The organism is Candidatus Borrelia undatumii (genome assembly GCF_020882015.2).
GTDB lineage: Bacteria > Spirochaetota > Spirochaetia > Borreliales > Borreliaceae > Borrelia.
Genome location: NZ_CP086555.2, coordinates 349,232 through 373,008, shown reverse-complemented (window position 1 = coordinate 373,008; position 23,777 = coordinate 349,232). Strand labels below are relative to the sequence as shown.

The following is a 23,777-nucleotide window of genomic DNA, read 5'->3' as shown; positions in this document are numbered from 1 at the left end:
TTGTTATCCCTTAAAAAATGCCTTATATGCCATGTAAGAAGTGTAAACGTCAAATTTGGAAGTTATTTCAAATGGTGAATGCATACTGATGACGCCAGGTCCCATATCTATTGTTCTTATGCCGTAATGGGCTAGGAACTTTGCTACGGTTCCCCCTCCACCTTCTTCTACTTTACCAAGTGTAGCCACTTGCCAAGCTATGTTATTTCTGTTTAGTATGTTTCTAACATAAAGAACAAGTTCAGCATCGGCATCGCTGGCCATGTACTTACCCCCGTTCCCCGTATATTTCATGATAGGAATTCCGTATCCTATCTTGGGTGCGTTTTGCTCGTCATGAACTGAGTGAAATAAGGGATTGATTGCGCCACAAACATCGGCGGATATGCTTTTTGAGTTCCATAATGCTCTTTGAACAAGAAGATCGTTGTATTTACTACTTTCGAGTTTAAATAGGATATCTGAAACAAAGTATTCAAGATATCTTGAATTTAAACCAGTCGATCCAGTTGATCCAATCTCCTCCTTATCAACTAAAAAGCATACGGAAGTTCTGTTTGGTGTTTCTTCTAGATCTAGAATAGCTTTCAGTGAAGTGTAAACACAAACCCTATCGTCTTGACCATATCCACCAATCAACGCTCCATCAAGCCCTACATCCCTTGCCTTCCCTGCCGGTACTATTTCTATTTCTGCTGAGATAAAATCCTCTTCCTCTATTTTATATTTTTTATTTATTAAATCAAGAATAGCAAGCTTTACCTTTTCTTTTTCTTCAGTCTCAATAGGTAGGCTTCCAATTATTATTTTTAAATTTTCACCTTCAATAATTTCTTCAGATTTTTTGTCTCTTTGTACTTTTCTATCAAGGTGTGGCAATATATCAGGAATTACAAATACGGGATCGTCCTCATTATCTCCGATGTTAATTTCTACCTTATCTTCGTTTTTTAAAAAGACTACTCCTCGTATTGATAGAGGAATAGATAGCCATTGATACTTTTTTATTCCTCCGTAGTAATTTGTTTTAATTAATGCAAATTCTTTTTCTTCCGTAATTGGTGATGGCTTTGCATCAAGCCTTGGTGAGTCTGTGTGAGATACGATGAAATTCATTCCATTTTCAACAGGCTCCCTACCAACGAAAACAAGGGCAATATTTTTGCCTCGGCATGTATAAAAAACTTTGTCTCCGGCCTTTAATTCTTTCTTTTCGCATGAACAAGTGAAACCTTTCTCTTTGGCTCTTTGTTCAGCATAATGGACGGCTTCCCTTTCGGTTTTTATGGTACTCAAAAAATTTTTATATTGTTCTGAAAAATCTAAAATTTTACTCTTTTCTACTTCGTTTAAAGAAATCCAAGGGTTTTGTTTTCTCATTAAAGTTTCTCCTTACTCGTTCATTATAACAGGTTAATTATCCATAAAATTTACATGAAATAATTGATTTATCATTATCTTTTAAAGATAATGGTATACCATAGGAGAGCATTTATGTATAGAAGTGATTTTTTTAAAACTGTTTTATCGGTGGTTATGTTTATCTTGCTTTTGGTGGGATGTGAGTCTAGAGATAAAACGGAAGGGGGCGAGGAGGATATGCACACTCACCCTGAGCATTTAGGCGCTATAGATGAGCATACTCTGGGGCATGTGTTGCATGCTATGGGGGTATCTGCTGCGGGGGAGGAGCGCTTGAAAATAGGGCAAGCTGTTAAAGTTATGTATTTTGTAGGGGATAATGGGGGCTTGAGAGAGGTAGGTTCAAGCGCTGACGCTAATATGACTGTTTATTTGTATGGGGATGCGTATGTGGCAGAGACACGTATTGATGTTTCTGGGGGTAAGGAGGATTCTCATATTTTCGTGGGGGTAAGTTCAGATATTAAAAGAATTATAGATATGAATTTGCATGGGGTTAAGAATAACCTTGCGAGAGATTTTGTAAAGACCTTTAAGGGACTTGATATTACCGACGGTAGAGTGGATCTTTCCATTGGTGAGAATGATGGAGATGCTGGTAATATACTATCTACTGTGAACTTCATAATTGGCAGTCTTGCAAAGACTGTATCATTAGTGAAATGAATTAGATTTTAGAGCTATTTTGACTGATTTTAAGTTTAGACCTTATGGCTAGTGAGGTCTATTCTTGGCTCTGAATACCTTTATCTTTACATTGGTTCTGGTGTGTGCCATAGGAACCCTTGTCCGTAGTCTATTCCGATTTCATTTATTTTTTTAAGTATTTCTTCATTTGATACGAATTCGGCTATTATTCTTATTCTCTTTGTATCAGCAATTTCCTTGATCGATTTTATTATCACAAGATCTGTTTGGCTAGAATTTATTACTTTAATGAAAGATCCATCTATCTTTATTATATCTATGGGTAATATTTTAATGTGTGAAAGTGAAGTATGACCACTTCCAAAGTCATCAAGTGCCAGCTTGACTCCAAAGCTTTTAAGTTCCTTAAAATAATTGTTGACTAATTCAAAATTTTCTAAAATTCCGGTTTCTGTTATCTCCAAGCATATATTTTGAAGCGGAACATGACTTGTAAGGAGTGTTTCCCTTAAGAACATTCTAAAATTTTTGGATTTCAGCGATTGTGGCGAAATGTTGATTGAGAAAGTATGTATACCATTTTTTGCCACAAAATTTGTGTATTCTCTTAAGGCTTTAGTAACAACCAGTTGATCTACTTCAACAGTCAGATTGTACTTTTCTATTAAATTAAATACTGTGATATTCGGGACAGGATTACCCGTGTGATCAAAAAGTCTTGTCAGTATTTCGATTTTAGGTTTTAAGTTCTTTTTAAGTGGAGTTATTTTTTGATAATAGAGGGTAAAGAAGTCATTTTTAATTGCTTTTACTATGTATTCAAAAATTTTATTTTGGTTTTTAATAAGTATTGTTTCTGGCAGTTCATCTTTGTATAAAATAGGAAGAGAATCTTTATATTCGGAAGATATTTTTGTTGCTATTTTTAGTTTCGAAATTGTTGTCTCTATGTCTTCTTGTAAATTAGCTTCTATTACTCCTATGTTGAATTTGAATATTATAAATCCTTGTTTTCTAAGCTCGTTAGAGATGGTTTTCTTGATTTCTTCTGCAATGGCAATGAGTCTCCTCTCGCCACCATTTGTGGAAACAATAACTATTAAATTATTATCCTTTACTCGAAATATGTATTCTGAATAAAATGACATTATTTTAGAGGTAATTTTTTTAAGTATCTTTAAGTCTACGCTTTTTCTATTTCCTTTATATTCATACTCTGTGTTCAGGTGTAGGTCTAGGTCAAATAAATATGTGTTCTTGTAAGAGGACTCAATTTGGTTTATTAAGAGATCTTCAAGTTCCTTGATGTTGTATAAATCTGTTTGTGTGTCAACAATCTCAAGATTTTTGGACTTTAAATGAGATATATCCTTTATCGTTATCAATTTGTCAATGTTATTCTGGCCAATTGTGCTAATAAATAAATCCACAATTAATTTTTTATTGTGCTTTGCGGTTAAAAGACAGTCAGTTATTAATATGTTTCTGAACTCAGGAATATCATCTACGTTATAACTTAAGTCTATTTTTTTCTCTTTCTCTAGGTCTATGATGTTTATATCCGTTATTTTGTTTGGTTTGCCTCTAGTCTTTAGTGGAAGTTCAAGCTCTTTACTACCTCTTTCATTAATGTAGATAATATCGTTTTCAACATTTGTAATTATTACGATCTCTTTAATAAGCTCAGATAAGTTCAGGAAAAAATCAAGGTTTGCATTAATGTTGTCATGAAAAAGCTTTTTCTGATATATAAAATTGTAATTAAGGCTTAGCTCTTTGACATCGTTTAATATTTCTATGTGGTTGAATCTGTAATTTGTTGCCTCTATAGGCTCGTTGTTTATTATGATTGAATATACCTTATTTATACTCTGTAGGTCATTTGCTATATTGATTGAAAATTCTATTGGGGTTTTGTTGTTATAAATAACGGCAAACTCAATGTCATTTTGCTTAATGAAGTCCCTAGAGATGCTTTTTCTGGATAATGATACGCATAACAAGCTGAAAAAAGATCCAAGCCACGCAATCTCCTCCTCACTAATTTTTTCCCCAGATATCGCGATTGCATTCGGACATGTATTCTTCATCTTACTTTAAATAAATCTATATTGGTTTTGTTATAAATCTATATTTTTGTGATTTATTTATTTAATTTTTCGGATCTCATCTTGGCCCATGAGAGCCAAATTATTCCTGACAACATCAGGAGCAACGAGAGCACTTGTCCCATTGATATGTTTAAAAACGAAAAGTCCAACAGGCTTTCAGGCTTGCTATAGGTAAATACAAATCCTATTTCCTTATCTGGTTCTCTTAAGTATTCAATTAAAAATCTGAAGAAACCGTAAAGAATTACGTATACCCCAAAAATAAATCCGTCATATCTTTTTACCTTTCTGAAAACAAACCACAGCAATAAAAATGTCACAGTTCCTTCAAAAAATCCTTCAATAAGCTGCGATGGAATCCTTGGTAGATTAATAAACAAATCATGAGGCGATACCTCAAGTCCAATTGATTCTGCGAAATCTTTCACTCCCTTGTAATCTGTGCTGAAAGGCTCTGCATTTGGGAATATCACCCCCCCTCTCATTGGCCTTCCATAAAGCTCCGCATTTGCAAAATTAGCAAGTCTCCCCAGTATGTACCCGGAGGAAAAAGCTATTGCTCCATAATCTGTTATCTTTGCGAAATATTTTTTCACATTTGTATTCTTAAGCCTAGTATTAATCGTTATCAATAGTCCAATGACTACTCCAAAGAATCCTCCGTGTATCGCCATTCCTCTAAAGCCTGTAAAGTTCCAGTGCTTGTCAAATGGTAGAAAGATTAACCAGGGTTGGGTATAATAGACTCCACTTTTATCATAAATCAATGTAGACGCCAGCCTACCTCCGATTATTGCCCCCATAACAAGCGAGAACATCATTGTTTCATAATCACTTCTATTAATATCAATTTTGTCAACCCTTATTTGGTACCAGATGAATTTGTAGCAAATCATGATTATTACGATATAGGAAAGGCTATACCATGTAATTGGAATTCCTTTAATTATTTCTGGATGTAACCAGTCAGGATAATTTATGTAATTAGGCACTTCTTCTCCTCAATCTTTTACTAACTGCTTAAACAACTTTTTTTTAAACATCATGTTTTGTTTTCTTAACGTTGCAATCTCTCTTTGTTGGGACTTTATTATATCAATAATTTCATTATTGTCCACCGTTTTGTCCAATAGCAATGATTTAAGATATTCAGATTTTTCCAAGTATTCGTCTTGTGCTTCTTTTATAACAAAGTCATGACTTTCGTGTATATCCTCCTCGCTTAAGAGCACTGCATCATCTACTAGGGTTTCAAGTTCAATCAATTTACTTGCTATTTTTTTAATGCTTCTAGAGGTTAGGCTTGCAGGCTTATAGATTGTTATAGGTATTTTATGGTTTAAGGCTTTGTCAATAATTTCATCTCTATAAATTGAACCTATGCTTTGTAAGTTTATATTCAGATAATCCTTTGCAGACTTTAGTATCTTTTCTGTTTTTTTAATGTCATCAGGTGTGTTTAGCATATTAAAGACTATAAAAGGACTAAATCGCGAAAACATTGTCATGAACTTTTCGTAATTTTCAGGATCATAATTTTCCATTTTAAGTAGTAGATTTGGGACGTATATTTTTTGCAAGTCACTAGAGTCCTTTTTTATCTCAGAGATTATCTTGTGTCCTTTTGTTTCCTTTGTAAATATTCTTGACATAAGCCTAAAGATTGTATTTTTTAAGAATAAATAGGCATTCATTGTTGCTGTTACTGTTGGGATTGTTACTATGATCCCACGATTTGACATTAAAAAGAAGTCTATTGTATTAAAAGTTGTACCAGCTCCAAGATCAATGATTAAATAGTCATAAGTGAGTGCTCTTAAACTGCTAATTATTCTCCTCTTTTGAAAGACAGCTATATTTGCAAGCTCCGGAATATCAGAATCTCCTGCAATAAAGTCCAGATTTTTAAGACCGGATTCCATTATTATGTCCTTAAAGGGAACCCTTGTCTTAAGGAAGGTTCCAATGCCCTTTCTGGGAGTAATATTGAACATAGAGTGCAGATTGGAGCCTCCAAGATCAAGATCGACAAGGAGCACCCTTTTTGCTTCATTTGCAAGACAAATCGCGACATTAGCCGAAAAAAGGGACTTTCCAACTCCCCCCTTTCCACTGGCCACAGGAATAATAACCAATCCCCTACTCCGTTATTTTATCTTTTATTTTCATTAAAACTAGAATCACTGAATTAAATGTAGCGTAAATTATTGTTATTCCTAAAAGATGAAATAGCGATATTTGGTATACGTACAAGTGAAGGAAATAGCCCAGCACAAATAACATAACACCCATTACTATTTGGAAAATTTTTGTTGTTACAATCAGGCTGTGAAGTATTTTAAATTGTTCGCACAATAAATAGTTTGTTGTCAGTATCGCAAGACATAACTCCGGAGAGAATATGATAAGGGATAGCATGAGCTTGATAGAAGAGTTGTTGACAAATATCGTTTTGCTGATAACTCCATAAAGTTCTGAGAGTACTAACAAGCTCTCGATAGCCTGAACAGCGACAATGAAGCCTGCAATTTTTGTTTTTAAAGCATTTGTCTTTGACATAATCTTAAAGTATTATATCATGAAGATAAAATCAAGTTTTATTTGTGTAGGAATTAATTGGATGAGAAATAAATTTTTAGCATTTGTATACTTTTTGTTGGCTTTTGGTATCAGCTCTTTGGTTATTGTAGAATCTATCTTTGCACAAGTGGGTTCTTCTGGAAGTAAATTATCTGCGTCAAATTATGGTCATATGATGACGGAAGCTTTCGATTTCATTAAGAGAAATTACGTTGAGCCTGTTGATGATGAGGCCGTTTTTGAGGGGGCTTTAAAGGGTATGTTTCAGGCGTTGGGCGACCCCTACTCTCAATATTTGACAAGAAAAGATTTGGAGGAAATATCAAAGACTACGGAGGGGAATTATGTTGGTATTGGGGTTACTATTACCAAAAAAGATTCTTCTGCGAGCTCTAACCTTGATCATGGTGTTCCTTATGTTAAAATTCTTACTCCTTTTGAGGAGGGGCCTGCGTACAGAGCTGGAATAAGGTCTGGTGATTATATTACGGCGATTGATGGCAAGAGTGCTTCTTTAATGACAGTGGAACAGGTTGTTGAACTTTTAAGAGGTACAGAAGGTACAAAGGTTAAGGTTTCTATTCTGAGAGGTAAGGATTTAAAATTGGACTTTGAGCTTATAAGGGAAAAATTGGATATAAAGACTGTTAAATATGATGTAATTGGTAAAGATGTTGGGTACATTAGGATAGTGAGTTTTAATCCAAATACTAACAGTTACTTCAGAAAAGCTTTGGAAAAACTTAAATCTCAAAATATTAAGTCTTTAATACTGGACTTAAGACTCAACACTGGGGGTTTTCTTAAGGATGCAATAAAGATAGCCGATGATATTTTGACTGAGGGAATTATTGTCTCAACAAAGGCAAGAGATGCTAGGGTTCCATTTGAATATAAAGCTAGCTCCGAGTATTTAGTGCCTTTGGACATGAAGATTGTTGCCTTAATTGATAAGCATTCAGCATCCGCATCAGAGGTTTTAGTGGGCGCCTTAAAAGACCATCAGAGAGCTTATGTTGTGGGGGAAAAGTCTTATGGCAAAGGAGTAATACAGAATGTGATTCCTTTCCATACGGGAGGATTTAAGATTACCAACTCTAAGTACTACACTCCTTCTGGACAAAGCATTCATAATGTTGGAATTAAACCTGATTTGGAAATTGTTTCAAAGGATTTTTCTGAAGAGGAAGTTGCAGTGTATAAGGAGATTTTTGATAAGGATTTGATAGGGAATTTTTTGAAGGATAGAAAAACTATTACGGAAACTGAAATAGATGGTTTTATTGATAATCTTGTTAGACAGCATTCTAGTTATAATGTGGATAGGGATTTTTTGGGTCAATATGTGCTTAATAGGTTTTATCAAGATACAAATCAAGAAGCGTTAATCTATAATCTACATTATGATAAGGCGTTAAAAGCTTCTTATGAGTATCTTATGAGAGAAGTTGGAAATTAATTTGTGAAACAAATAGTCCTAGGCGATGACTGTTTATTTGGAAATGATATCGTTATTAACGATGTTAAAATCTATCACTATCTTGTTGATGTGAGGCGGGTTAAGGTAGGGGATAGATTGAATGTTTTGCTGAAGGGAGAGGACGTAAGGTTTGCTGAAATTTTAAGCATGGATAATAAACTTATTAGACTGTCTACTCTGAGGGTAGAGAAGATAAAGAAGAGAGACTTTGAGATAAGTGTGTTTATATCCAGTCTTAAGGGTAGAAGGTTAGATTTTTGTTTGAGGCAAATTGTTGAAATTGGAGTAGACCAAATAAATATTGTTAATGCTGATAATTCTGTTTCTAGAGTAGATGTTAATGATTTGAACTTTAAAAGTTCTAGGTTTTCAAGAATAATTGATGAAGCTTTGAAACAGAGTGGTAACGTGCATGTACCCAGTGTTAATTTTTACAAAAATTTTTTTAGCATTCCTTATTCATCTGCTGTTAGTTATTATGTTGCTCATCAACTGGGGGTTTTATTAAGTTGCGGGGATGGTGTGGGTACTTCGAATAAAATTGGCATTTTAGTAGGGCCTGAGGGCTGTTTTTCAATGTCGGAAATTAATTTGTTTAAGGAAATGGGTTTTAAATTTGTAAGGTTTAATACTCCAGTTTTAAGATCAGATACAGCTATTGTTTATTCGCTTATTTGTTTTAAACTGTTATTAGAGGGTAATGGTGGCTAATCTAAAAGATATATATTCAAAGCCGGATAGGATTTATTTTTGTGGATTCCCAATAGATGTGTTTAGGAATGCTGATAAATTGTCGAGTCGATTTGAATACCTTTTATCGCATCCATATCATTCAATGGTGATTTTTGTTGATTTTAAGGCTTTTTTGAAATTTTTGATCTTTAAAAAATTTAGAAATCTTGTTAAGGCTTCTTCGCTTGTTTTTTCAAATTCTAGGTTACTAAGAGTTCTTTGTAAGCTTTTTAAAAAGATTGATATCGGTTGTTATGATTCAAATTCAATTTTGCTTGTTTTAATGCGTATACTAGAAAATACATATAAAACATGCTATATTATCGACGAGGACAAGGTAGTTTCTAAGAGGAATTTTTTAAGATTGAAAGGGTCGCATAAGGAGATTAATTTCATTGGTTACTATGATCTGAGGGCTGTTAGGAGGAACAGGGAGATGTTTTTTGCAAATATTAATAAACTTACTCCTAGTGTGATAATAAGTTTTTGCGGTGGTAATTACCTTAAGGATTTGTTTTATGCAGATAAGTTTAGTATTAGAACTAACTTGAGTGTGTTTTTGTAATTTCTTTTGATTTAAACGTTAGTAGAATTTTGTTATATGAGGGAAAGAGTGGCGTTTGTATTAGATCAAGCTATCGTCTATCCGATGCAGGGAGTGGGTAGGATAAAAAATATTCAAAATAAAGAGTTTAATGGTAAGTTTATTGATTATTATGAAATATACTTTCCGTTTAATGAGATGACTTTCATGGTTCCGGTTGATAGGGCTAGCGATCTTGGTATCAGGGCTTTGGTTAGTAGGGAGAAAGTAGAGGAAGTGTTTGATGTTATAAAAGATTTCGAGGGTCAGATAGATCAGAAAAAAATAAAGGATGGTAGTCATGATTTTTATAAGCAGAGCGATATACTAAATACTGCTAGGTTGTATAAATACTTATACACGAAATCTATTCAAAAAGAGTTACCTTTCTATGAGAAGAGGATTTTAAATGATTTTGAGTTGATTTTGGAACATGAGATTAGTTTAGCCTTACAAATTAGTTTTGAGGAAGCCAAGCAGAAGATTAGAGATGTTTTGCTTGTTGGGAAGTCTTAAGATATTAGTTTTTGGCTAGGGGTTTTTTGTGTTTGATGTTTTAAGATCTGTTTTTTTGGTATCCTGTAGGTTTGTTTTTGTGTTTTTTGTTTTGTCTTTTGTCTTTCTTTGTACATTTTATTTGAAATATAAATTTTTGTATGTGAATTTTTCTGTTTTTAGTTACGAGCTTTATCATGATGCTTATCTTTATGCCTTTCCCTTGGCTCTTGTTTTTACTTTTATGAGAATTTCTTATCCCTTCAACGCAGAGGCTATGGGAATGTCTAGGGTTTTGTGTTTTGTCACTTTTGTTTCTATATTGGTATTGTCTTACTTTGGATTTAAAGCGGCCTACGACTTTAATACTATATTTGTGGGATTTCATCAAAAGAGCGGTAGGACTATTAGAGACGGGATAGTACATTTCTTTGATGATAAGTTGGTTTTGTACAGTGATGATTCCAAACAGTTTGGCTTTAAGGGTCTTTTAAAGGTAGAGCGTAACGATGATGATGGGGATTTTAGTGGGTTTTCATATGCCCAAGACTTTCCTAGAGATAACATTGTTTATTCCAAGAAAGATGTATTCTTGATGCAAAGAATATATAGCAAACTGATCAGCTATGTTTTTAATGATTTAGAAACTTTAAATAATTTTTTTCTATCTTTAGGTCATACTGATCTGATTTTTAATGCATTTGGATTCGGTTTACTTTTGTTCTCATTTTTCTATATTTTTAATCTCATATTTTCAAGTAGTTTTTCTCTATTTCTTTATCCTATCTTTGTTTTTTTATTTTTTAAAGTTTATAATCTTTATGCGGTTGAGTTTCCTAAGAATTTTGATTCAATTATGGGAAGGAGTTTAGTATCTGATTACATTCCTTTTGTTTTTTGTGTTCTGACATTCTTTTCTGTTTATTTGTTTGGGTTTATTGCCTCTTGTATTAAGGTTGGCGAAGGATTTGATACCAGTTTGCTAAAATAGTCTGTGGAGTTTATGAAAAGAGAGTTGTATGTCTTTTTGAGTAATTTTGTTATTTATTTGTTTTTATTTATTTGTTTAATTTTTTGTTATACGTATTTTTTAGGGCCGGGTTATTTGGAAAAATATAGGTTAATAGCCACGTTTTTCGACACTGTTTTGGATGTTTATCGTTATTTTAATGGATTTTTTATATTTTTTGTTTGTGTTTACTTTATTTTTTTAAGTAGTTATGAAGTGAAATGCTATTTAAAAGGGTATACGGGGTACTTATTTGGAAGATTTTATCCATTTGTATTTTTATTTTTTATAGTGGGAGTTTTGTTTTCTTTTGTTTTTAATTTTATTCTACCTTATGCCCTCACACAGAGGAGTGAATATAGGTATACCTATGATAGGTATAATCTTTTGGAGCGTCAGGCAAATGAAATAGTTTACAAGGTAAGGGGTATAGACATAAACTTATCAGAAAACAGGATTTTAGGCTCAGATTATTTAGTAGATGCAATGAAGAAGAAAAAAAAATATCTTGAGGATTTAATTAGGATCTATAATAAAATGAGGCTTATTGACTTTGATAACGATGAACTTTCCACTAATTATTACCTAGTTAAATCAGAATACGATAGAATGCCTGTCTATGATGTTGATCTGGAAAAGATAAACAAGACTGTTAATGCATATTTAATTAGAAAGCTTACCAAGAAAGATTTTCAGGATATTGTTAATGAGCTTATTGGTAGGGGCGATTATCCTACTGCTAATTATCTTGCTTATATAGGATTTGCTTCCACTGGGGATGATGGTCTTGCTGCTCTTCTGGATTTAACTTTCAAGGCTATTAACGAGAGCAAAAATATTGAGAGTGAAAAGGGACATTTGGTTTTAGAAGAGAAACAGAAAAATTTTTTGTATTTTAACACAGAGAAATTTAAATCTGCCTATTATGGGTTCTTAAGGCTCCATAAATTATTTCCGAATGACAATGAGATTTTAGGCTATAAAAATAAGTCTCTGGAAAAACTTAGAAGTGAGTACCTTTTCTTCGATGAGATTGAAAAATATTATGAACATCATGGTATAAATGATATATTTTTGTTTCAATTTAATCCTGATAGTAAAACACATGATTATATTTATATGCAAAAAGTTGTAAGTGATATCTCTTATATAAAGATGATTAGAAATTTTGAGCTTATTAGATTTAATAAATCAGGCAATGTTGTGTTGCACATTAAAGTTCCATTTGCTACTCTTCAGGGCAATGAGGTTTATCAGAATGTGTTGGATAAGGATAATGAAGACAGCAGTATTACCGCTACTAAAGTTATTGTTTCGACCGGAGACTTTGATTTAGGTGGTCGTATTATTAGCATTAATAAAGATGTTGATAATTTGCATTTATTTTCTAATTCTAGTAGCAACTTATTTTTGTCTGCCCAAGGGCTTTTGAAAGCTTTTAGTCAAATTGAAATGCTTAACTTAAGATTGGTAAGTATTTTTTCGTTCAGTCTTTTATTATTGATAAACCCTGTATTATTAGTTTTATGGGGAATGTTATTTATTGCTGTGTCTTCTAGGGTGAGTTTTCAAGTGGGTTCGAAGTTCTTAATATTTTTAGTATCCATCATGATAGCTGTATTTTCGATTATTGTTTCGATTTTCGTAAATTATTTGTTATTTGTTTTGGTAGCAGTTTTTATTCAAATGTTTGCCAGCATGTATTTGCCCTTTGTTCTGATCCTTCTTCTCTTGTTGATTGTTATGTTTCATTTAATACATTTTAATTATAGAGAATCATAATTTCAGTTTTTTTGAAAGACTAGTAGTTGTCGATAAACAATTCATTAATTATTTGGATTTCTTTCTCTATTTGTTTTTTATTGGGTATATATGTGCTTTCGTCTATGTAGTTTTCATCGATGATGAAAAGAGGGGTTTCTTTTTTAATGTTTAGTTTTAAATTTAAGCTTTTATAGGGCGTGAGGCCGCTTATGAAACCGAAATGTTCATCAAATTTAGCTCTGTTTTTAAGTTCAATTAGGGCTTTCTGTACTTCTTTATCCAATACCCAGACGACAAATCTTTCTGCAAGTTGTGACAACTCTTTAACTCCCATAAAGCTTATATTGGATATTGTTAATTTTTTGTTTTGGTTTGTTAAGTATGAAAAGTTAATTTTATTTCTGACGTCTTTCTTTAACCCTTTGTAATATTCTAAATCAGCCAGCCCTGCTATTAAAAGTGTGTTTTTTTCAAGTAAAATATTTTCTAATTTTAAATATTGGTATTTTTCTGCAAAATCTTTTTGAATTTTAATTTCATTTACGTCTAAAAATGATTTAAAGTGTTCTTTCATGCTTAACATTTTTTCCTCATCATATTCAGGATTATTGTTTGCAAGATGAAAGTCTACCTTGTTTATTTTAGACACTACGTAGAAAAGATTTTCAGAAATGAAGGGAGAAAGAAAGAATTTTTTTTCCCTTTGAAAAAGTTTGTATATTGTTTTAATATTTTGCACATCAATGTACTGCTCTATATCGTATTCGTTTTTATACATTAAGATTGGAATATCAAAGCTTATAGGAATAATTCTGTATGTGAACTTCTCAGATATACCATTTAGAACTGGATAATCTGGGTGATAGTACTTTTGAAGATTTTTAAAATTTTTAATTATATTAATATCGTCTATGGTTTTTGCTATAACTACCTGAGCATTTTCTTTGTTAATTATTTGTGCATTAATATGATCTTTGTATTTAACTATAAAATTTGTTTTGTTTTCTATATTAAATTGTGATACGTAAAATGGAATGATTTTACTGTCGGTTAGTAAGACTACATTATCATTTGCCGAACAACTAAGAATCAAGATAAAAGCTGTGATTAGAACTGATTTTTTATGTACATGCAAATTATTTACCTTACTTCCTTTTATTTTACAATAAATTATGTATAATTTTGGTAGCGCAGGTGTTTTGAAGCGTTATTTATTTTGTGCTTAATTTTTAGCGGGGGATTGGTAAGTTTGGGTTTGTTTGATTTTTTATTTTCTATCTTTAATAAAGAGCTTACTCCTGAACAGGTCAGGCATAAAAGAATTAGAGAATTAAAGAATAACTTGGATAAGGTAAGTAATTTTTTTAATGCTTCAAAAATACAAGCTTTGCCTCAGTTTGCTAAGTTTATTTATAATCTTTACAGAACTTTTGCTCCTTTAAAGCTTTTTGTGCAGAGATATCGAAATTCAAACAAGATAATTCACTTTGTTGTTGAGAATTATCTAAATGAGAATCAGAAAAAGGCTTTAGATTATGTTTATTCTTTTTCTGCAGGTGATATGCCTAGTTTCACATCAGATGTGCCTAAAAATTTGAATAATAATTTAAATTTTTTATTTAAGAATGTAACTCAAGAGCAAATTAGATTGATCGATGAGACTTGTGAAGCTTTATATGTCTTTTTTGATTTGGTCTTATATCCATATCACTCGATTATTAAGAACTTTGATAATCTATTTCCGGAAGATGATTTTGTTTATAAGCCAAGGTTCAACGCTGTTGGTTGCGGTTCAATTCTTGACGAGATTAAAGATTTTTTAGAGAACATATATTCTGTTGTAGATTCCTCTGTCTGGAAGAATCTATATGATATCCTTTCGGATGTGTATGGGGATAAGGGAAATTTTCCTCTTAAGCCGAATGTTTGGCTTAAGATAATATCTTCAATCATTGAAATAAATAAGAATAAGGAAATTTTGTATCTTGTAAGGTATGTTAGCGGAGACCCTGATTATTTTCCTATATCTAATAGGAAGAAGCCAAAGCCTATGGCAAAAGCATTTTTCAATGATCTTGCAAAGCATGTTGCAAATGAAATAGAAAAAATTAAGGTTTTGCAAAAAAATAGTAAATCTAGGGTTTTGGCTGAGAAATTGTTCCCTGCAGGCACGATTTTACATTTGGATAACTACAATGAGAGGATGAATGTTAAGATTACATCTAAAATTCCAAGCACTCCTGGCTATGTTTATTATGAACTGCTAGGTTATTTGAAAACTTATGTGATCAATTTTGTGAAGAAAGAGCTCAATGATATTGTCAATGTTCTTATCATTAAGGGGCAGTGGAAGGATATTGAGATTTCAAGGCATATGTCTAATGATATGCATTCTTTAATCAATACTTATTCGAGTCTTATTGATTTTGATAATAATCTTGGTGAGCAGGGGAGCTATGGTAATAGAATTAAGGCTCTTTTGCATAGGGCTTCTGTTGGAGATAAATCGTCAGAAAAGTTGTTAGTAAGCATAGTAGCAGATATTAATAAAAAGGCCCTTGTGTTATTGAATGATTATTATTCGATAATTTATTCTATGGAACAACGGTTAAGGGATTGTTTAGAAGATTATGTTAAAACTTCTTCGGAAAGAGAATTGATTTATAACTGGAAGGAGCTTGATATTGATCTTATAAAAACATATGGAAATAATTTAAACTTTGGTAGTATAATTAAGAACGTAACAGGTAGTTTGGGCTTGTTTTTAAAGTTGATGGACTTGTATTTAGAGAGGAAACAAACGGTTTAGGAGTTTTGGATGGGCAGAGAGTGTGAGATAACAGGAAAGAGGACCTTGTTTGGAAATAATGTGCCAAGGAAGGGACTTGCTAAAAGAAGGGGTGGGGCAGGGCAGCATATTGGTGTTAAGACTAGAAGAACCTTTAAAGTCAATTTGATTAATAAGAAGTTTTTTATTCCTGAGTTGGGGAGAAGTATTAGTATCAGGGTTTCTGCGAATGCGTTAAGGAGCATTTCAAAGGTGGGTCTTGATGTCTTTTTGAAGAAAAATTGCAAGAGACTAGAAGACTTTATTTAGGATTTTGATTTCAGTTTATCAATATGTTTTCTATTATTGAATGTTCGTTGTCGTTGTATGCGGCTTCCCTGTGTGCGAATTCGAATCTTTGGAAAAGTTTGTGCATTATTACGAAAGCGTTTATGTTTTCGGGGGATATTTTGTTCGAATTGTAATGTTCTAGGATTATGGAGGAATTTAGGCTGTTTGTAAGTAAGAGCTCTTTTAGTGTTGCTGCTTGTCTGATAGTCTTGTTTGGGTTTGTAGAGCGTGCGGTGAAATAGGAAAGAAATAAGAAAGAATTTTCTTCTTTTTTTGTAAATTCGCTTAAAAATTGACTAAATTCCTTTAGGGCTTGGTAGTTGAGTTTGCCCAATATTAGGGGGATTATTTTTATTTCTCTTGTCATGTCTTTGATAAAATTTGACGCGATTTCGATTTTATGGTCGTTTTCTATTATTTTATCTTCTGTGTTTATAAATTCAAGGTTTTGTATTGATTTTATTATGTCTGTATTTACATCAATTTTTGAGTCTAGTATGCTCCAGGCTTTGTGAGTTGAAATGTTAACCCGTGCATTTTCTTTTGTTTGTGAGAATATGAAAATATTTTTCGTGTTCTTGGCTATTATTTTTTGGAACAAGTGGGAATTTTTTAAGAAAAACTCATAACCTCCGTAGCTAACTAGAAGTGCTTTATGAGTCCTTCTTTTGTACAAGTCTAGTGAGTCTAGATCGAACTTGTCGTTTGAGTAAAATATATTGTCAACCAAACTATTTCTTATTTTGTTTATATGTTCCGTCCCTTAATTGCGTCTTCTACTGTATTTATTTCCATAAATTCTGTACCCTTGCTTGCGTCTCTTTTTGGGTTTCCAGAGATAATGACTACAGTGTCTGAGTCTTTAACTATTCCTTGTTTCTTGAGTAGCTCAAGGGAAGTTACTACAAACTCAGTTGTTCTTTTAAAGCTGTTATCAACAAGATTAGAATAAACGCCATAAGAAAGGGATAGTTCTCTTGCAATTCTCTCATTGCTTGTTGTAATAAACAAAGGAACGCTCGCTCTATATGTAGCCATTACTCTTGCAGTACGCCCCTTTAGTGAGTCAACAATGATAGCTTTTATGGGCATTATTTTAGTTGAGTCAATTGCACATTTAATAATGTAGTTTCTAATAATCCTTTTACTACAAAAGATTTCATCTCTAAATAATGTTTTTTCCCTATGTTTTTCAACTTCTCTAGCGATTCTAGTCATCATCTTAACAGACTCAATTGGATATTTACCGTAGGCTGTCTCACCTGACAACATGATAGCGTCTGTACCATTTAAAATTGCATTAGCAACGTCGGAAACCTCTGCCCGTGTAGGCCTTGGATTTTCAATCATTGAGTGAAGCATTTGTGTTGCAGTAATTACGGGTACTCCATACTTGATGCAAGTTTTTGTTATTTTAATTTGAGCCAAAGGGACATCCTCAGCAGGTATTTCAACACCCATGTCCCCTCTTGCCACCATGATTCCATATGAAGCCTTTACAATTTCTTCAATATTATCGATTCCTTCTTGATTTTCAACTTTAGAAATGATTTTTACATCAGGATTCCCAGCAGTATTTAATATATCCTTGACGTCTTGAATATCCTTTTCATGTCTTACAAATGAGTGGGCAATAAAATCAATATTTTGTTTTGCAGCAAGTTCAATAAATCCTTTGTCCTTTTCGGTTACAGATTGTAGTTTAAGTGGAACTCCTGGTGTATTTATCGATTTTTTATTTTTAATTTGTCCGTCATTTTTAACCTCAAAAATCAATCTGTCTGTTAGTTTTTCAATAACAATCATTTCGAGTTCGCCATCATCAATAAGAACCCTGGAGCCATTTGGAACCTCATTAACAAAGTTATTGTAATTAGTTTGAAACGATTTGGGATCGTCAATAGGTGATGTTGAGATCATTACCCTGTCTCCCATTTTGACGGAAATGGGGGTTTCAATGTTTGCCGTTCTAACTTCTGGGCCTTTTGTGTCAATCATTAATGCTATTTTATTTGAAACTTGTCTAACATTGTTAATCACCTTTAAAGCATCTTCATGAGATTGATGAGCTGTGTTAAGTCTTATTACATTAACCCCTGCTTCATATAAATCTTTTATGTGATCTGGGTCGCATCTAAGGTCAGATATCGTTGCTACTATTTTTGTTAATTTTTTTATCATTTGCTTGTCCCTCCGCTATTTAAATTTTATGCTTTTTAAGTTCCAATAACAAGATTTTTATCGACTTGCAATTCTATTTTAAATTTAAATTGGAATTAATTAGCATTAATTTTTGCTTTTCAGTTTGTTTAGTATATTAAGATCTAGTTTAATATGTAAATTTTTCTCCTTACTGGGTATCACAATCCCCTTTTTCCCCTTTTTTATTCTTCTTAAATTTTTAACATTAGTGTAATAAAGGTCAGCCTTCCCCGATTTTCTTGCGGTTTTTGTATAAAAAACGCATAAATTACCAGCATCGAGTAAAACTTCAAGAGGAGGAGTTTTGTCTTTTTTGTTTCTGATGAATACATAAGCACCAGGACAGTCTCTTGTGTGCAACCAGTAGTCATTACCCTTTGCCCAGCCTCTTAAGAGTTCGTCGTTTTCTTTTGCATTCCTTCCCACAACGATTTCAAACCCCAAAGAGATGAAATGGATACCAATGGTTTGTTTCTTTGGGGGCGAATGTTTTTTAACTCTTGCATTTTCTGAGGAGATTAAATCTTTTTTATCTTTACAGGTTTCCCCTGATATTAATTCATCGTATTGTTTTCTTGCGTTTTTTAATTGTTCTCTTATGATAGTCGAAGAATTTTTACTTTTTTTGTATTCTCTAAAGTATTTAAGGGCATTTTCTTTAGGTAGAAGTGTGTTGTCTAATTCTATTGTGATTTCTTCTCCATCGCTTTTTTTGACGGTAATTTTGTTCATTCCTTTCTTTATTAAATTAATACTTGATAAAAGAGCTTCGCCTTTTTCTCTGCTAGATTCAGCTACTTTAATCGAGTTTATTTGTGTTTCTAAAGCTTGTATTCTTTTTTCCAAATTTATTTTTTCTTTCTCGTATTTTTTTCTAAATAATTTTGTATTGAGTTCTTCATTTTCTTTTGCCTCTAGGTTGCTGTAGTAGTCTTCAATAAATTCAGAGTAAGAAGATTGATTATTATAGCCATCCTTTAGCCTAGCTTCTATTTTTTGGGCTGCATTATTATTTGCGATAATTTCCAGTACTTTTGTAAAAATTTCGCCTGTAATTTCTCTCGATTTTGGCCTCCTGTAAAATGTATCAAGTATTTTAAAGATTTTGTCCGTTGCGATTATGTTAGGAGATGATGGCCATAATTTTATAAAGATAAATGTTATCATTTCATTTTTTGCAACCTTAATCGAGATTATTCTTTCATTGTTTATCTGGTAAGCCTCAAGTAATTTTCCATTTTGAGTTTTTGATTTTAGAAATTCAAAAAATCTTAAAGGAGGTTGAATATTGTTAAATTTTTTACTTGTTCTGTGTATCCTGGTTGTTCTGGGGTCCAATGATATTAATATACTGAAATTTTTTTCATCTATTTCCTTATTGTAGAGTTCTATAACCAAAGTCTTGTAATTTGGTTGTTTTATTTTTTTTAAAAACGAATTTTTTAAGGGAAGCTCCTTAAGTAGTACATTTATTTCGCTGTAGTTTAGTGACATTTTCTCTCTTCAATCTTTTAAAAACTATGTTTATTATTAGTACACAAAATGGTATATTTGTGAATAGTAACTTATTGTTTTAACAAATGATAGTGTGAGTGTTATGCATGGATTGTGTAATATATTTTTCTAATATAGTTAGGCTTAATAAGGTGAGGATTTTGCGATGAAGAGAATAATGCTAATGCTGGTTTTGTATCCGTGTGCTGTTTTCGCTCAGGTATCTGCCAATCAGTATTTCGAGAATATTTATTCAAAGTATCAAAATGTGGAAGATATGCAGGTCAAGATTAGTCTTAATATAAAGGGCTTAAAGCAGACGGGGACTCTGTTGTATAAATTTCCAGACAAGTTTATCGTTAATTTAGATTCAAATAGTCAAGTTTTTGTAAGCGATGGAGAGCTTTTAACCGTTTATGTTCCGTCTCTTGGTACTTCTTTTAGACAACAATTAACAAGAGGGAAGTCAGGGGGTGGTTTTATGAGTGTTTTAGGCACCGAATACAGTGTGTCTTACACCAATTCTCCCAATTTGGAGCCTCTTGATGAGTCTGGGGGGAGTGCGGAAAGTTTTATAAAATTGACTTTTTCAAGACGGCTTTATAAGGGAGCTGCTACAATCGATTCTTTTATGATTGCTTTTGCAGAAAGTGGTGCGATTAGGAGGATTATTGCTTATCCTACTGGTGGTGGAAGAGAAATCGTTATTGACCTTTTGTCTGTGAAGTTTAATGTTGGAATCCCTGAGAGTAGTTTTAAGTATGATCCGCCGAAAACTTCAAACAAGGTAGATAATTTTTTGTATGATGTTAAGAGAGCTTGAGGAGCTAGACTATGGAAGAGAATGAGTTCGTCAAGTTTGGAGATTTTTTGAAGAAAGCTAGAGTTGATAGAGGACTAAATCTTGAGGTTATATCTGATGAAATTAAGATTTCTGTTAAATATCTTAAAGCTCTTGAAGACTCTGATATTGAATTATTTCCAAATGAAGTTTTAGCTGTAGGGTTTTTAAGGACATATAGTGAGTATTTAGATATTGATGTTTGGTATATTTCATCTCTTTTTAAGGAGCACAAGAGAAGGATTAATGACAGTTACATTGGCATTAAAGCTGAAAATAAAAATGTTGGTTCAAAGTTTACAAGTGAGGGGAGTCTTTCCAATAAGAGTATGGATATTTCCAATGTAGGTTCTTCTACAGCGATTAAAATATTATTGGGATTGGTTGGCTTTGCGGTGCTGCTAATATTTTTTATCCTCAATTTTAATGAAATCAATGCTTATTTAAAGAAAATATTTAGGGCAAACCATGTTGCAAGGAAGTCTCCCGCATTTCATGAAATTCCTTTTGATAAAGAAAATTTTTGGAATGCTTCTCTTGCAGATGGTGATTTTTTATCTTTGATTTATGGTAACACTATTTCAAGATATAGAGTTTCATTTAATAACGATGATTTAGTTATTACAGATGAGCTTGGTAATAGTCAAAATGTTTTCAAGTTAGGTAAGTCTCGAGAAATAGGCCTTAATGATGATATGAGGGTGAGAATGATTTATGAAAATTATTCCAGTGGTAGGGTCAGGAAAGCTCATGTGAGCTTGGAATCCTTTGTTTTGAATGTTGAACATGTGTCTGAAACTAGCCTTTCTAGTAGGTTTGAAATTTTAGATTGGGGGTTTGAGGTTAATGGACCCAGAAGTAGGATGGTTAGTGAATATCCTACTTTGTATTCTTCTAGAAATATTGTGTATGTTGATTTAGTGATTCATTTTTTAAATGATACATTTCTGAGGTACGCTGATGAGGGGAATCTTTCAGGAAGATCTTTACTTGCTGCTAAAGATGATCCTCTTAATTTGAGCTTTAAGAAATCCTTAATATTGTTTTTATCAAGGCTTTCTGATGTTAGTATTGCCCTTCAAGGGAAAGATATTACTTCTGTTTTGAGGGGGTATGAAAAAGAAATGATGACAGTTCAATTTTTTTGGTTAAAAACTCCTACGGGGTTTGATCTTAAGGTTTCTGAAGTTTATTAGTGGCGGACAGGGTAGAAGAATTTCTTTTTAGTTTGAATTCTTGCCAAAGGGAAATTGTTCTAGATAATACTGGTAATCCTATTCTTGTTTTAGCGGGGCCAGGCAGTGGGAAAACAAGGGTTATAACGGCCAAAATAGCTTATTTGATAAAAAAGATGGAGTTAAAGCCAGAGGAGATACTTGCTTTAACGTTTACAAATAAGGTTGCAAGGGAGATGAATGAAAGGATAAATCATCTTTTTGATTTTAATAGGTCTTTACACATTCAAACTTTTCATTCTTTTGGTGCTTGGCTTTTAAGAATTTACTTTAAAGAATTTGACAAGAATTATGATTCAAATTTTACAATTTGGGATACTGGTGATGTTGTGAAATTTGTTAAGCAAATTGGTCTTGCTCCGACCATTGAGTTTGCAAAGCAAGTTTCGTCTTCAATACTTAAGGTGAAAGAAAGTAGTTGTCTAAATGAATATTTCGGCGTTGAGGGGAAAATTTATAGAGAAATTAAGACTTATGAGCAAGAAAAAGCCAAGAGTAATGCCTTTGATTTTGCTGATCTTATTCTTAAGTCTACTCTAATGTTAAGAGGTTCTGAAGATATAAAGAGGCGGGTGCAGAAAAGGTTTAAAGCCATCCTTGTAGATGAATATCAGGATACTAATTATGCGCAGTTTTTGTTTTTAAAGGAGCTTTATGGTCAGGGAATGCACTTTATGGTAGTAGGGGACGAAGACCAGTCTATATACTCCTTTAGAGGAGCCAGAGTTGAAAATATTCTTGAGTTTGAAAAGACATTTAGTGATGTATCCAGGTATTATTTGGTACAAAATTATCGCTCTACTTTGGGTATTGTTAATGTTGCAAATGAAGTTATTTCAAAGAATAAGAATCGGTATGAGAAGATGATAGTTGCTAATAATAAGATGGGTAAGAAAATGAAATTTTTCGTCTTTCAAAATCCTACAGAAGAGGCAGAGTATTTTTCTAGTTTTCTTATTAAAGAAAGGCTTGATACGGCGGTTCTTTATAGATTTAATTACCAGTCTTTTCAGTTTGAAAAATCTTTCTTAAAGAGGAATATTCCATATAGAGTGTTAGGTTCGATTAGATTTTATGAGAGGGAAGAAGTTAAAGATGTAATTTCTCTGCTCAGGCTTTTTGTAAATAGAAAGGATAAGGTGTCTTTCCTGAGAGTAGTAAATAAACCTGCAAGGGGGATTGGCAAAACTACCACAGATAAGATAATAGGGGCGTTAAATGATAGTGATGTTGATCTAGATTTGATTATTGCGAGTAGAAGGGTTGCTGGGTCTCTAAGGGGTAAGGCAGGGGATGCTCTTATTGCCTTTTTAAGTATTTATGATTCATTGGGTAAAAGAATTAAAGAAGATATTTATGTGAACTTATCTACGTTTATCAAAGACGTTGCAATTAAGTTTGGCCTTTGGGATTACTATCAAAAGTTTGATAAAGAGGAAAAGACTAGGAACATTGATGAGCTTATTGGGAGTGGAGTTGAGTATTCTGGTAGTTTTGAGGGGCTTGTAATGTTTTTAGAAAATTCATCTCTGGCGCCTTTAATGCACGGAGATTCTAATTCTGGTGTACTTTTATCTTCGATTCATGGGGTTAAAGGGCTTGAGTTTGATAGAGTGATAATATCTGGGCTTGAGAAGGGATTGCTACCTGCTGAGATAGAGGAATTGACAGAAGGAAGATTAGAAGAAGAAAGAAGGCTTTTTTATGTTGCTCTTACCAGAGCTAGGTTTGAGCTTATTATTACGCTCAGTTTGCAGAGATTTTTTGGAGGTATGTTGAGAAATACCGCTATTTCAACCTTTTTTCAAGATATTAGCAAGGATTGTTATGATATTATCTTTGTCCCAGAATATCTGGAGGATAATTTTAAATATTTTTTTTCAAAAAGTAATGACAAGAACTTTAATATTGGAGATTATATAACTTACAATGGAGAGCGTGGGGTGATTGTGGATAGGTGGTATCAAGGTGGAGAGCAATTTATTAAGATTAATCTAAGGAGCGGGAAGAGAGCGATTTTAAATTCAGCCTATATTAAAGGACTTTCTAAAATTTAGAGGTGA

21 protein-coding genes are annotated in these 23,777 nt (G+C 32.8%); 12 read left to right on the top strand and 9 right to left on the bottom strand.

The window, feature by feature from the left end; translation table 11 throughout:
* Positions 1 to 3: 3 nt before the first annotated feature.
* The gene (locus LKV13_RS01810; RefSeq protein ID WP_229088909.1) at positions 4 to 1,380 is read right to left on the bottom strand and encodes an aminopeptidase; all 1,377 of its coding nucleotides are present in this window, start codon (positions 1,378 to 1,380) and stop codon (positions 4 to 6) included.
* Positions 1,381 to 1,494: 114 nt separating this feature from the next.
* On the opposite strand from LKV13_RS01810, the gene LKV13_RS01805 reads away from it, so the two are divergent.
* A complete protein-coding gene (locus tag LKV13_RS01805) occupies positions 1,495 to 2,088 on the top strand; it encodes a hypothetical protein (protein WP_229088908.1) in 594 nt (197 codons plus the stop codon).
* Between the two features lie 86 nt (positions 2,089 to 2,174).
* Here the strand turns inward: LKV13_RS01805 and LKV13_RS01800 are convergent, their stop codons facing one another.
* From LKV13_RS01800 to LKV13_RS01785, 4 genes are read right to left on the bottom strand one after another with little or no spacing between them, the layout of a single operon-like run.
* Entirely contained in the window at positions 2,175 to 4,160 is a 1,986-nt protein-coding gene (locus tag LKV13_RS01800; protein WP_229088907.1) for an EAL domain-containing protein, read from the bottom strand.
* A 53-nt stretch (positions 4,161 to 4,213) separates the two neighbouring features.
* On the bottom strand, positions 4,214 to 5,173 hold the full coding sequence (gene lgt, locus LKV13_RS01795; RefSeq protein ID WP_229088906.1) for a prolipoprotein diacylglyceryl transferase: 960 nt from the start codon (positions 5,171 to 5,173) through the stop codon (positions 4,214 to 4,216).
* A 9-nt stretch (positions 5,174 to 5,182) separates the two neighbouring features.
* Positions 5,183 to 6,316 carry a P-loop NTPase gene (locus LKV13_RS01790; RefSeq protein ID WP_229088905.1) on the bottom strand — a complete coding sequence of 378 codons (1,134 nt, stop codon included), beginning with the start codon at positions 6,314 to 6,316 and terminating at the stop codon, positions 5,183 to 5,185.
* 4 nt (positions 6,317 to 6,320) lie between these two features.
* Positions 6,321 to 6,740, bottom strand: a complete 420-nt coding sequence (locus tag LKV13_RS01785) for a hypothetical protein (protein WP_229088904.1) — start codon at positions 6,738 to 6,740, stop codon at positions 6,321 to 6,323.
* 61 nt (positions 6,741 to 6,801) lie between these two features.
* Here LKV13_RS01785 and LKV13_RS01780 point away from each other — a divergent pair, with 61 nt between their 5' ends.
* From LKV13_RS01780 to LKV13_RS01755, 6 genes are read left to right on the top strand one after another with little or no spacing between them, the layout of a single operon-like run.
* A complete protein-coding gene (locus LKV13_RS01780) occupies positions 6,802 to 8,220 on the top strand; it encodes a S41 family peptidase (protein ID WP_229088903.1) in 1,419 nt (472 codons plus the stop codon).
* Positions 8,221 to 8,223: 3 nt separating this feature from the next.
* Positions 8,224 to 8,952 carry a 16S rRNA (uracil(1498)-N(3))-methyltransferase gene (locus LKV13_RS01775; protein WP_229088902.1) on the top strand — a complete coding sequence of 243 codons (729 nt, stop codon included), beginning with the start codon at positions 8,224 to 8,226 and terminating at the stop codon, positions 8,950 to 8,952.
* Positions 8,945 to 9,538, top strand: a complete 594-nt coding sequence (locus LKV13_RS01770; protein ID WP_229088901.1) for a hypothetical protein — start codon at positions 8,945 to 8,947, stop codon at positions 9,536 to 9,538. Before LKV13_RS01775 ends, LKV13_RS01770 begins: the two co-directional genes overlap by 8 nt.
* Positions 9,539 to 9,586: 48 nt before the next feature.
* A complete protein-coding gene (locus LKV13_RS01765) occupies positions 9,587 to 10,072 on the top strand; it encodes a CarD family transcriptional regulator (RefSeq protein WP_229088900.1) in 486 nt (161 codons plus the stop codon).
* Positions 10,073 to 10,100: 28 nt separating this feature from the next.
* Complete coding sequence (locus LKV13_RS01760; protein WP_229088899.1) at positions 10,101 to 11,042, top strand: hypothetical protein; 942 nt, start codon at positions 10,101 to 10,103, stop codon at positions 11,040 to 11,042.
* A gap of 12 nt (positions 11,043 to 11,054) precedes the next feature.
* Entirely contained in the window at positions 11,055 to 12,842 is a 1,788-nt protein-coding gene (locus LKV13_RS01755) for a hypothetical protein (RefSeq protein WP_229088898.1), read from the top strand.
* 19 nt (positions 12,843 to 12,861) lie between these two features.
* Here the strand turns inward: LKV13_RS01755 and LKV13_RS01750 are convergent, their stop codons facing one another.
* On the bottom strand, positions 12,862 to 13,959 hold the full coding sequence (locus LKV13_RS01750) for a hypothetical protein (RefSeq protein ID WP_229088897.1): 1,098 nt from the start codon (positions 13,957 to 13,959) through the stop codon (positions 12,862 to 12,864).
* Positions 13,960 to 14,064: 105 nt separating this feature from the next.
* Between LKV13_RS01750 and LKV13_RS01745 the strand changes: the two genes are divergently transcribed.
* Together LKV13_RS01745 and rpmB are read left to right on the top strand one after the other, a co-directional pair.
* Positions 14,065 to 15,633 carry a hypothetical protein gene (locus tag LKV13_RS01745; RefSeq protein ID WP_229088896.1) on the top strand — a complete coding sequence of 523 codons (1,569 nt, stop codon included), beginning with the start codon at positions 14,065 to 14,067 and terminating at the stop codon, positions 15,631 to 15,633.
* Positions 15,634 to 15,642: 9 nt separating this feature from the next.
* Complete coding sequence (gene rpmB / locus LKV13_RS01740; RefSeq protein WP_229088895.1) at positions 15,643 to 15,921, top strand: 50S ribosomal protein L28; 279 nt, start codon at positions 15,643 to 15,645, stop codon at positions 15,919 to 15,921.
* Positions 15,922 to 15,931: 10 nt separating this feature from the next.
* Here the strand turns inward: rpmB and amrB are convergent, their stop codons facing one another.
* The 3 genes from amrB to LKV13_RS01725 form a co-directional block, all read right to left on the bottom strand.
* Entirely contained in the window at positions 15,932 to 16,672 is a 741-nt protein-coding gene (gene amrB / locus LKV13_RS01735; RefSeq protein WP_229088894.1) for an AmmeMemoRadiSam system protein B, read from the bottom strand.
* Positions 16,673 to 16,689: 17 nt separating this feature from the next.
* Positions 16,690 to 18,123, bottom strand: coding sequence for a pyruvate kinase (pyk, locus tag LKV13_RS01730; RefSeq protein ID WP_229088893.1), 1,434 nt, complete (start codon positions 18,121 to 18,123; stop codon positions 16,690 to 16,692).
* Between the two features lie 105 nt (positions 18,124 to 18,228).
* A complete protein-coding gene (locus LKV13_RS01725; RefSeq protein ID WP_229088892.1) occupies positions 18,229 to 19,638 on the bottom strand; it encodes an NFACT RNA binding domain-containing protein in 1,410 nt (469 codons plus the stop codon).
* Positions 19,639 to 19,804: 166 nt separating this feature from the next.
* Here LKV13_RS01725 and LKV13_RS01720 point away from each other — a divergent pair, with 166 nt between their 5' ends.
* The 3 genes from LKV13_RS01720 to LKV13_RS01710 are packed head-to-tail and all read left to right on the top strand — an operon-like array spanning position 19,805 to position 23,771.
* Positions 19,805 to 20,461 (top strand): LolA family protein, encoded by a 657-nt coding sequence (locus tag LKV13_RS01720; RefSeq protein ID WP_229088891.1) that lies wholly within the window; start codon positions 19,805 to 19,807, stop codon positions 20,459 to 20,461.
* Between the two features lie 11 nt (positions 20,462 to 20,472).
* Positions 20,473 to 21,675 (top strand): helix-turn-helix domain-containing protein, encoded by a 1,203-nt coding sequence (locus LKV13_RS01715; RefSeq protein ID WP_229088890.1) that lies wholly within the window; start codon positions 20,473 to 20,475, stop codon positions 21,673 to 21,675.
* A complete protein-coding gene (locus tag LKV13_RS01710; RefSeq protein ID WP_229088889.1) occupies positions 21,675 to 23,771 on the top strand; it encodes an ATP-dependent helicase in 2,097 nt (698 codons plus the stop codon). The genes LKV13_RS01715 and LKV13_RS01710 overlap by 1 nt, the downstream gene beginning before the upstream one ends.
* Positions 23,772 to 23,777: the final 6 nt, after the last annotated feature.

What these genes read in the sequence shown, in the direction of transcription:
- LKV13_RS01810 (WP_229088909.1), bottom strand. Translation starts at nt 1,380, where the DNA reads ATGAGAAAACAAAACCCTTGGATTTCTTTAAACGAAGTAGAAAAGAGT.
- LKV13_RS01805 (WP_229088908.1), top strand. Translation starts at nt 1,495, where the DNA reads ATGTATAGAAGTGATTTTTTTAAAACTGTTTTATCGGTGGTTATGTTT.
- LKV13_RS01800 (WP_229088907.1), bottom strand. Translation starts at nt 4,160, where the DNA reads ATGAAGAATACATGTCCGAATGCAATCGCGATATCTGGGGAAAAAATT.
- LKV13_RS01785 (WP_229088904.1), bottom strand. Translation starts at nt 6,740, where the DNA reads ATGTCAAAGACAAATGCTTTAAAAACAAAAATTGCAGGCTTCATTGTC.
- LKV13_RS01780 (WP_229088903.1), top strand. Translation starts at nt 6,802, where the DNA reads ATGAGAAATAAATTTTTAGCATTTGTATACTTTTTGTTGGCTTTTGGT.
- LKV13_RS01755 (WP_229088898.1), top strand. Translation starts at nt 11,055, where the DNA reads ATGAAAAGAGAGTTGTATGTCTTTTTGAGTAATTTTGTTATTTATTTG.
- rpmB (WP_229088895.1), top strand. Translation starts at nt 15,643, where the DNA reads ATGGGCAGAGAGTGTGAGATAACAGGAAAGAGGACCTTGTTTGGAAAT.
- pyk (WP_229088893.1), bottom strand. Translation starts at nt 18,123, where the DNA reads ATGATAAAAAAATTAACAAAAATAGTAGCAACGATATCTGACCTTAGA.
- LKV13_RS01725 (WP_229088892.1), bottom strand. Translation starts at nt 19,638, where the DNA reads ATGTCACTAAACTACAGCGAAATAAATGTACTACTTAAGGAGCTTCCC.
- LKV13_RS01720 (WP_229088891.1), top strand. Translation starts at nt 19,805, where the DNA reads ATGAAGAGAATAATGCTAATGCTGGTTTTGTATCCGTGTGCTGTTTTC.
- LKV13_RS01715 (WP_229088890.1), top strand. Translation starts at nt 20,473, where the DNA reads ATGGAAGAGAATGAGTTCGTCAAGTTTGGAGATTTTTTGAAGAAAGCT.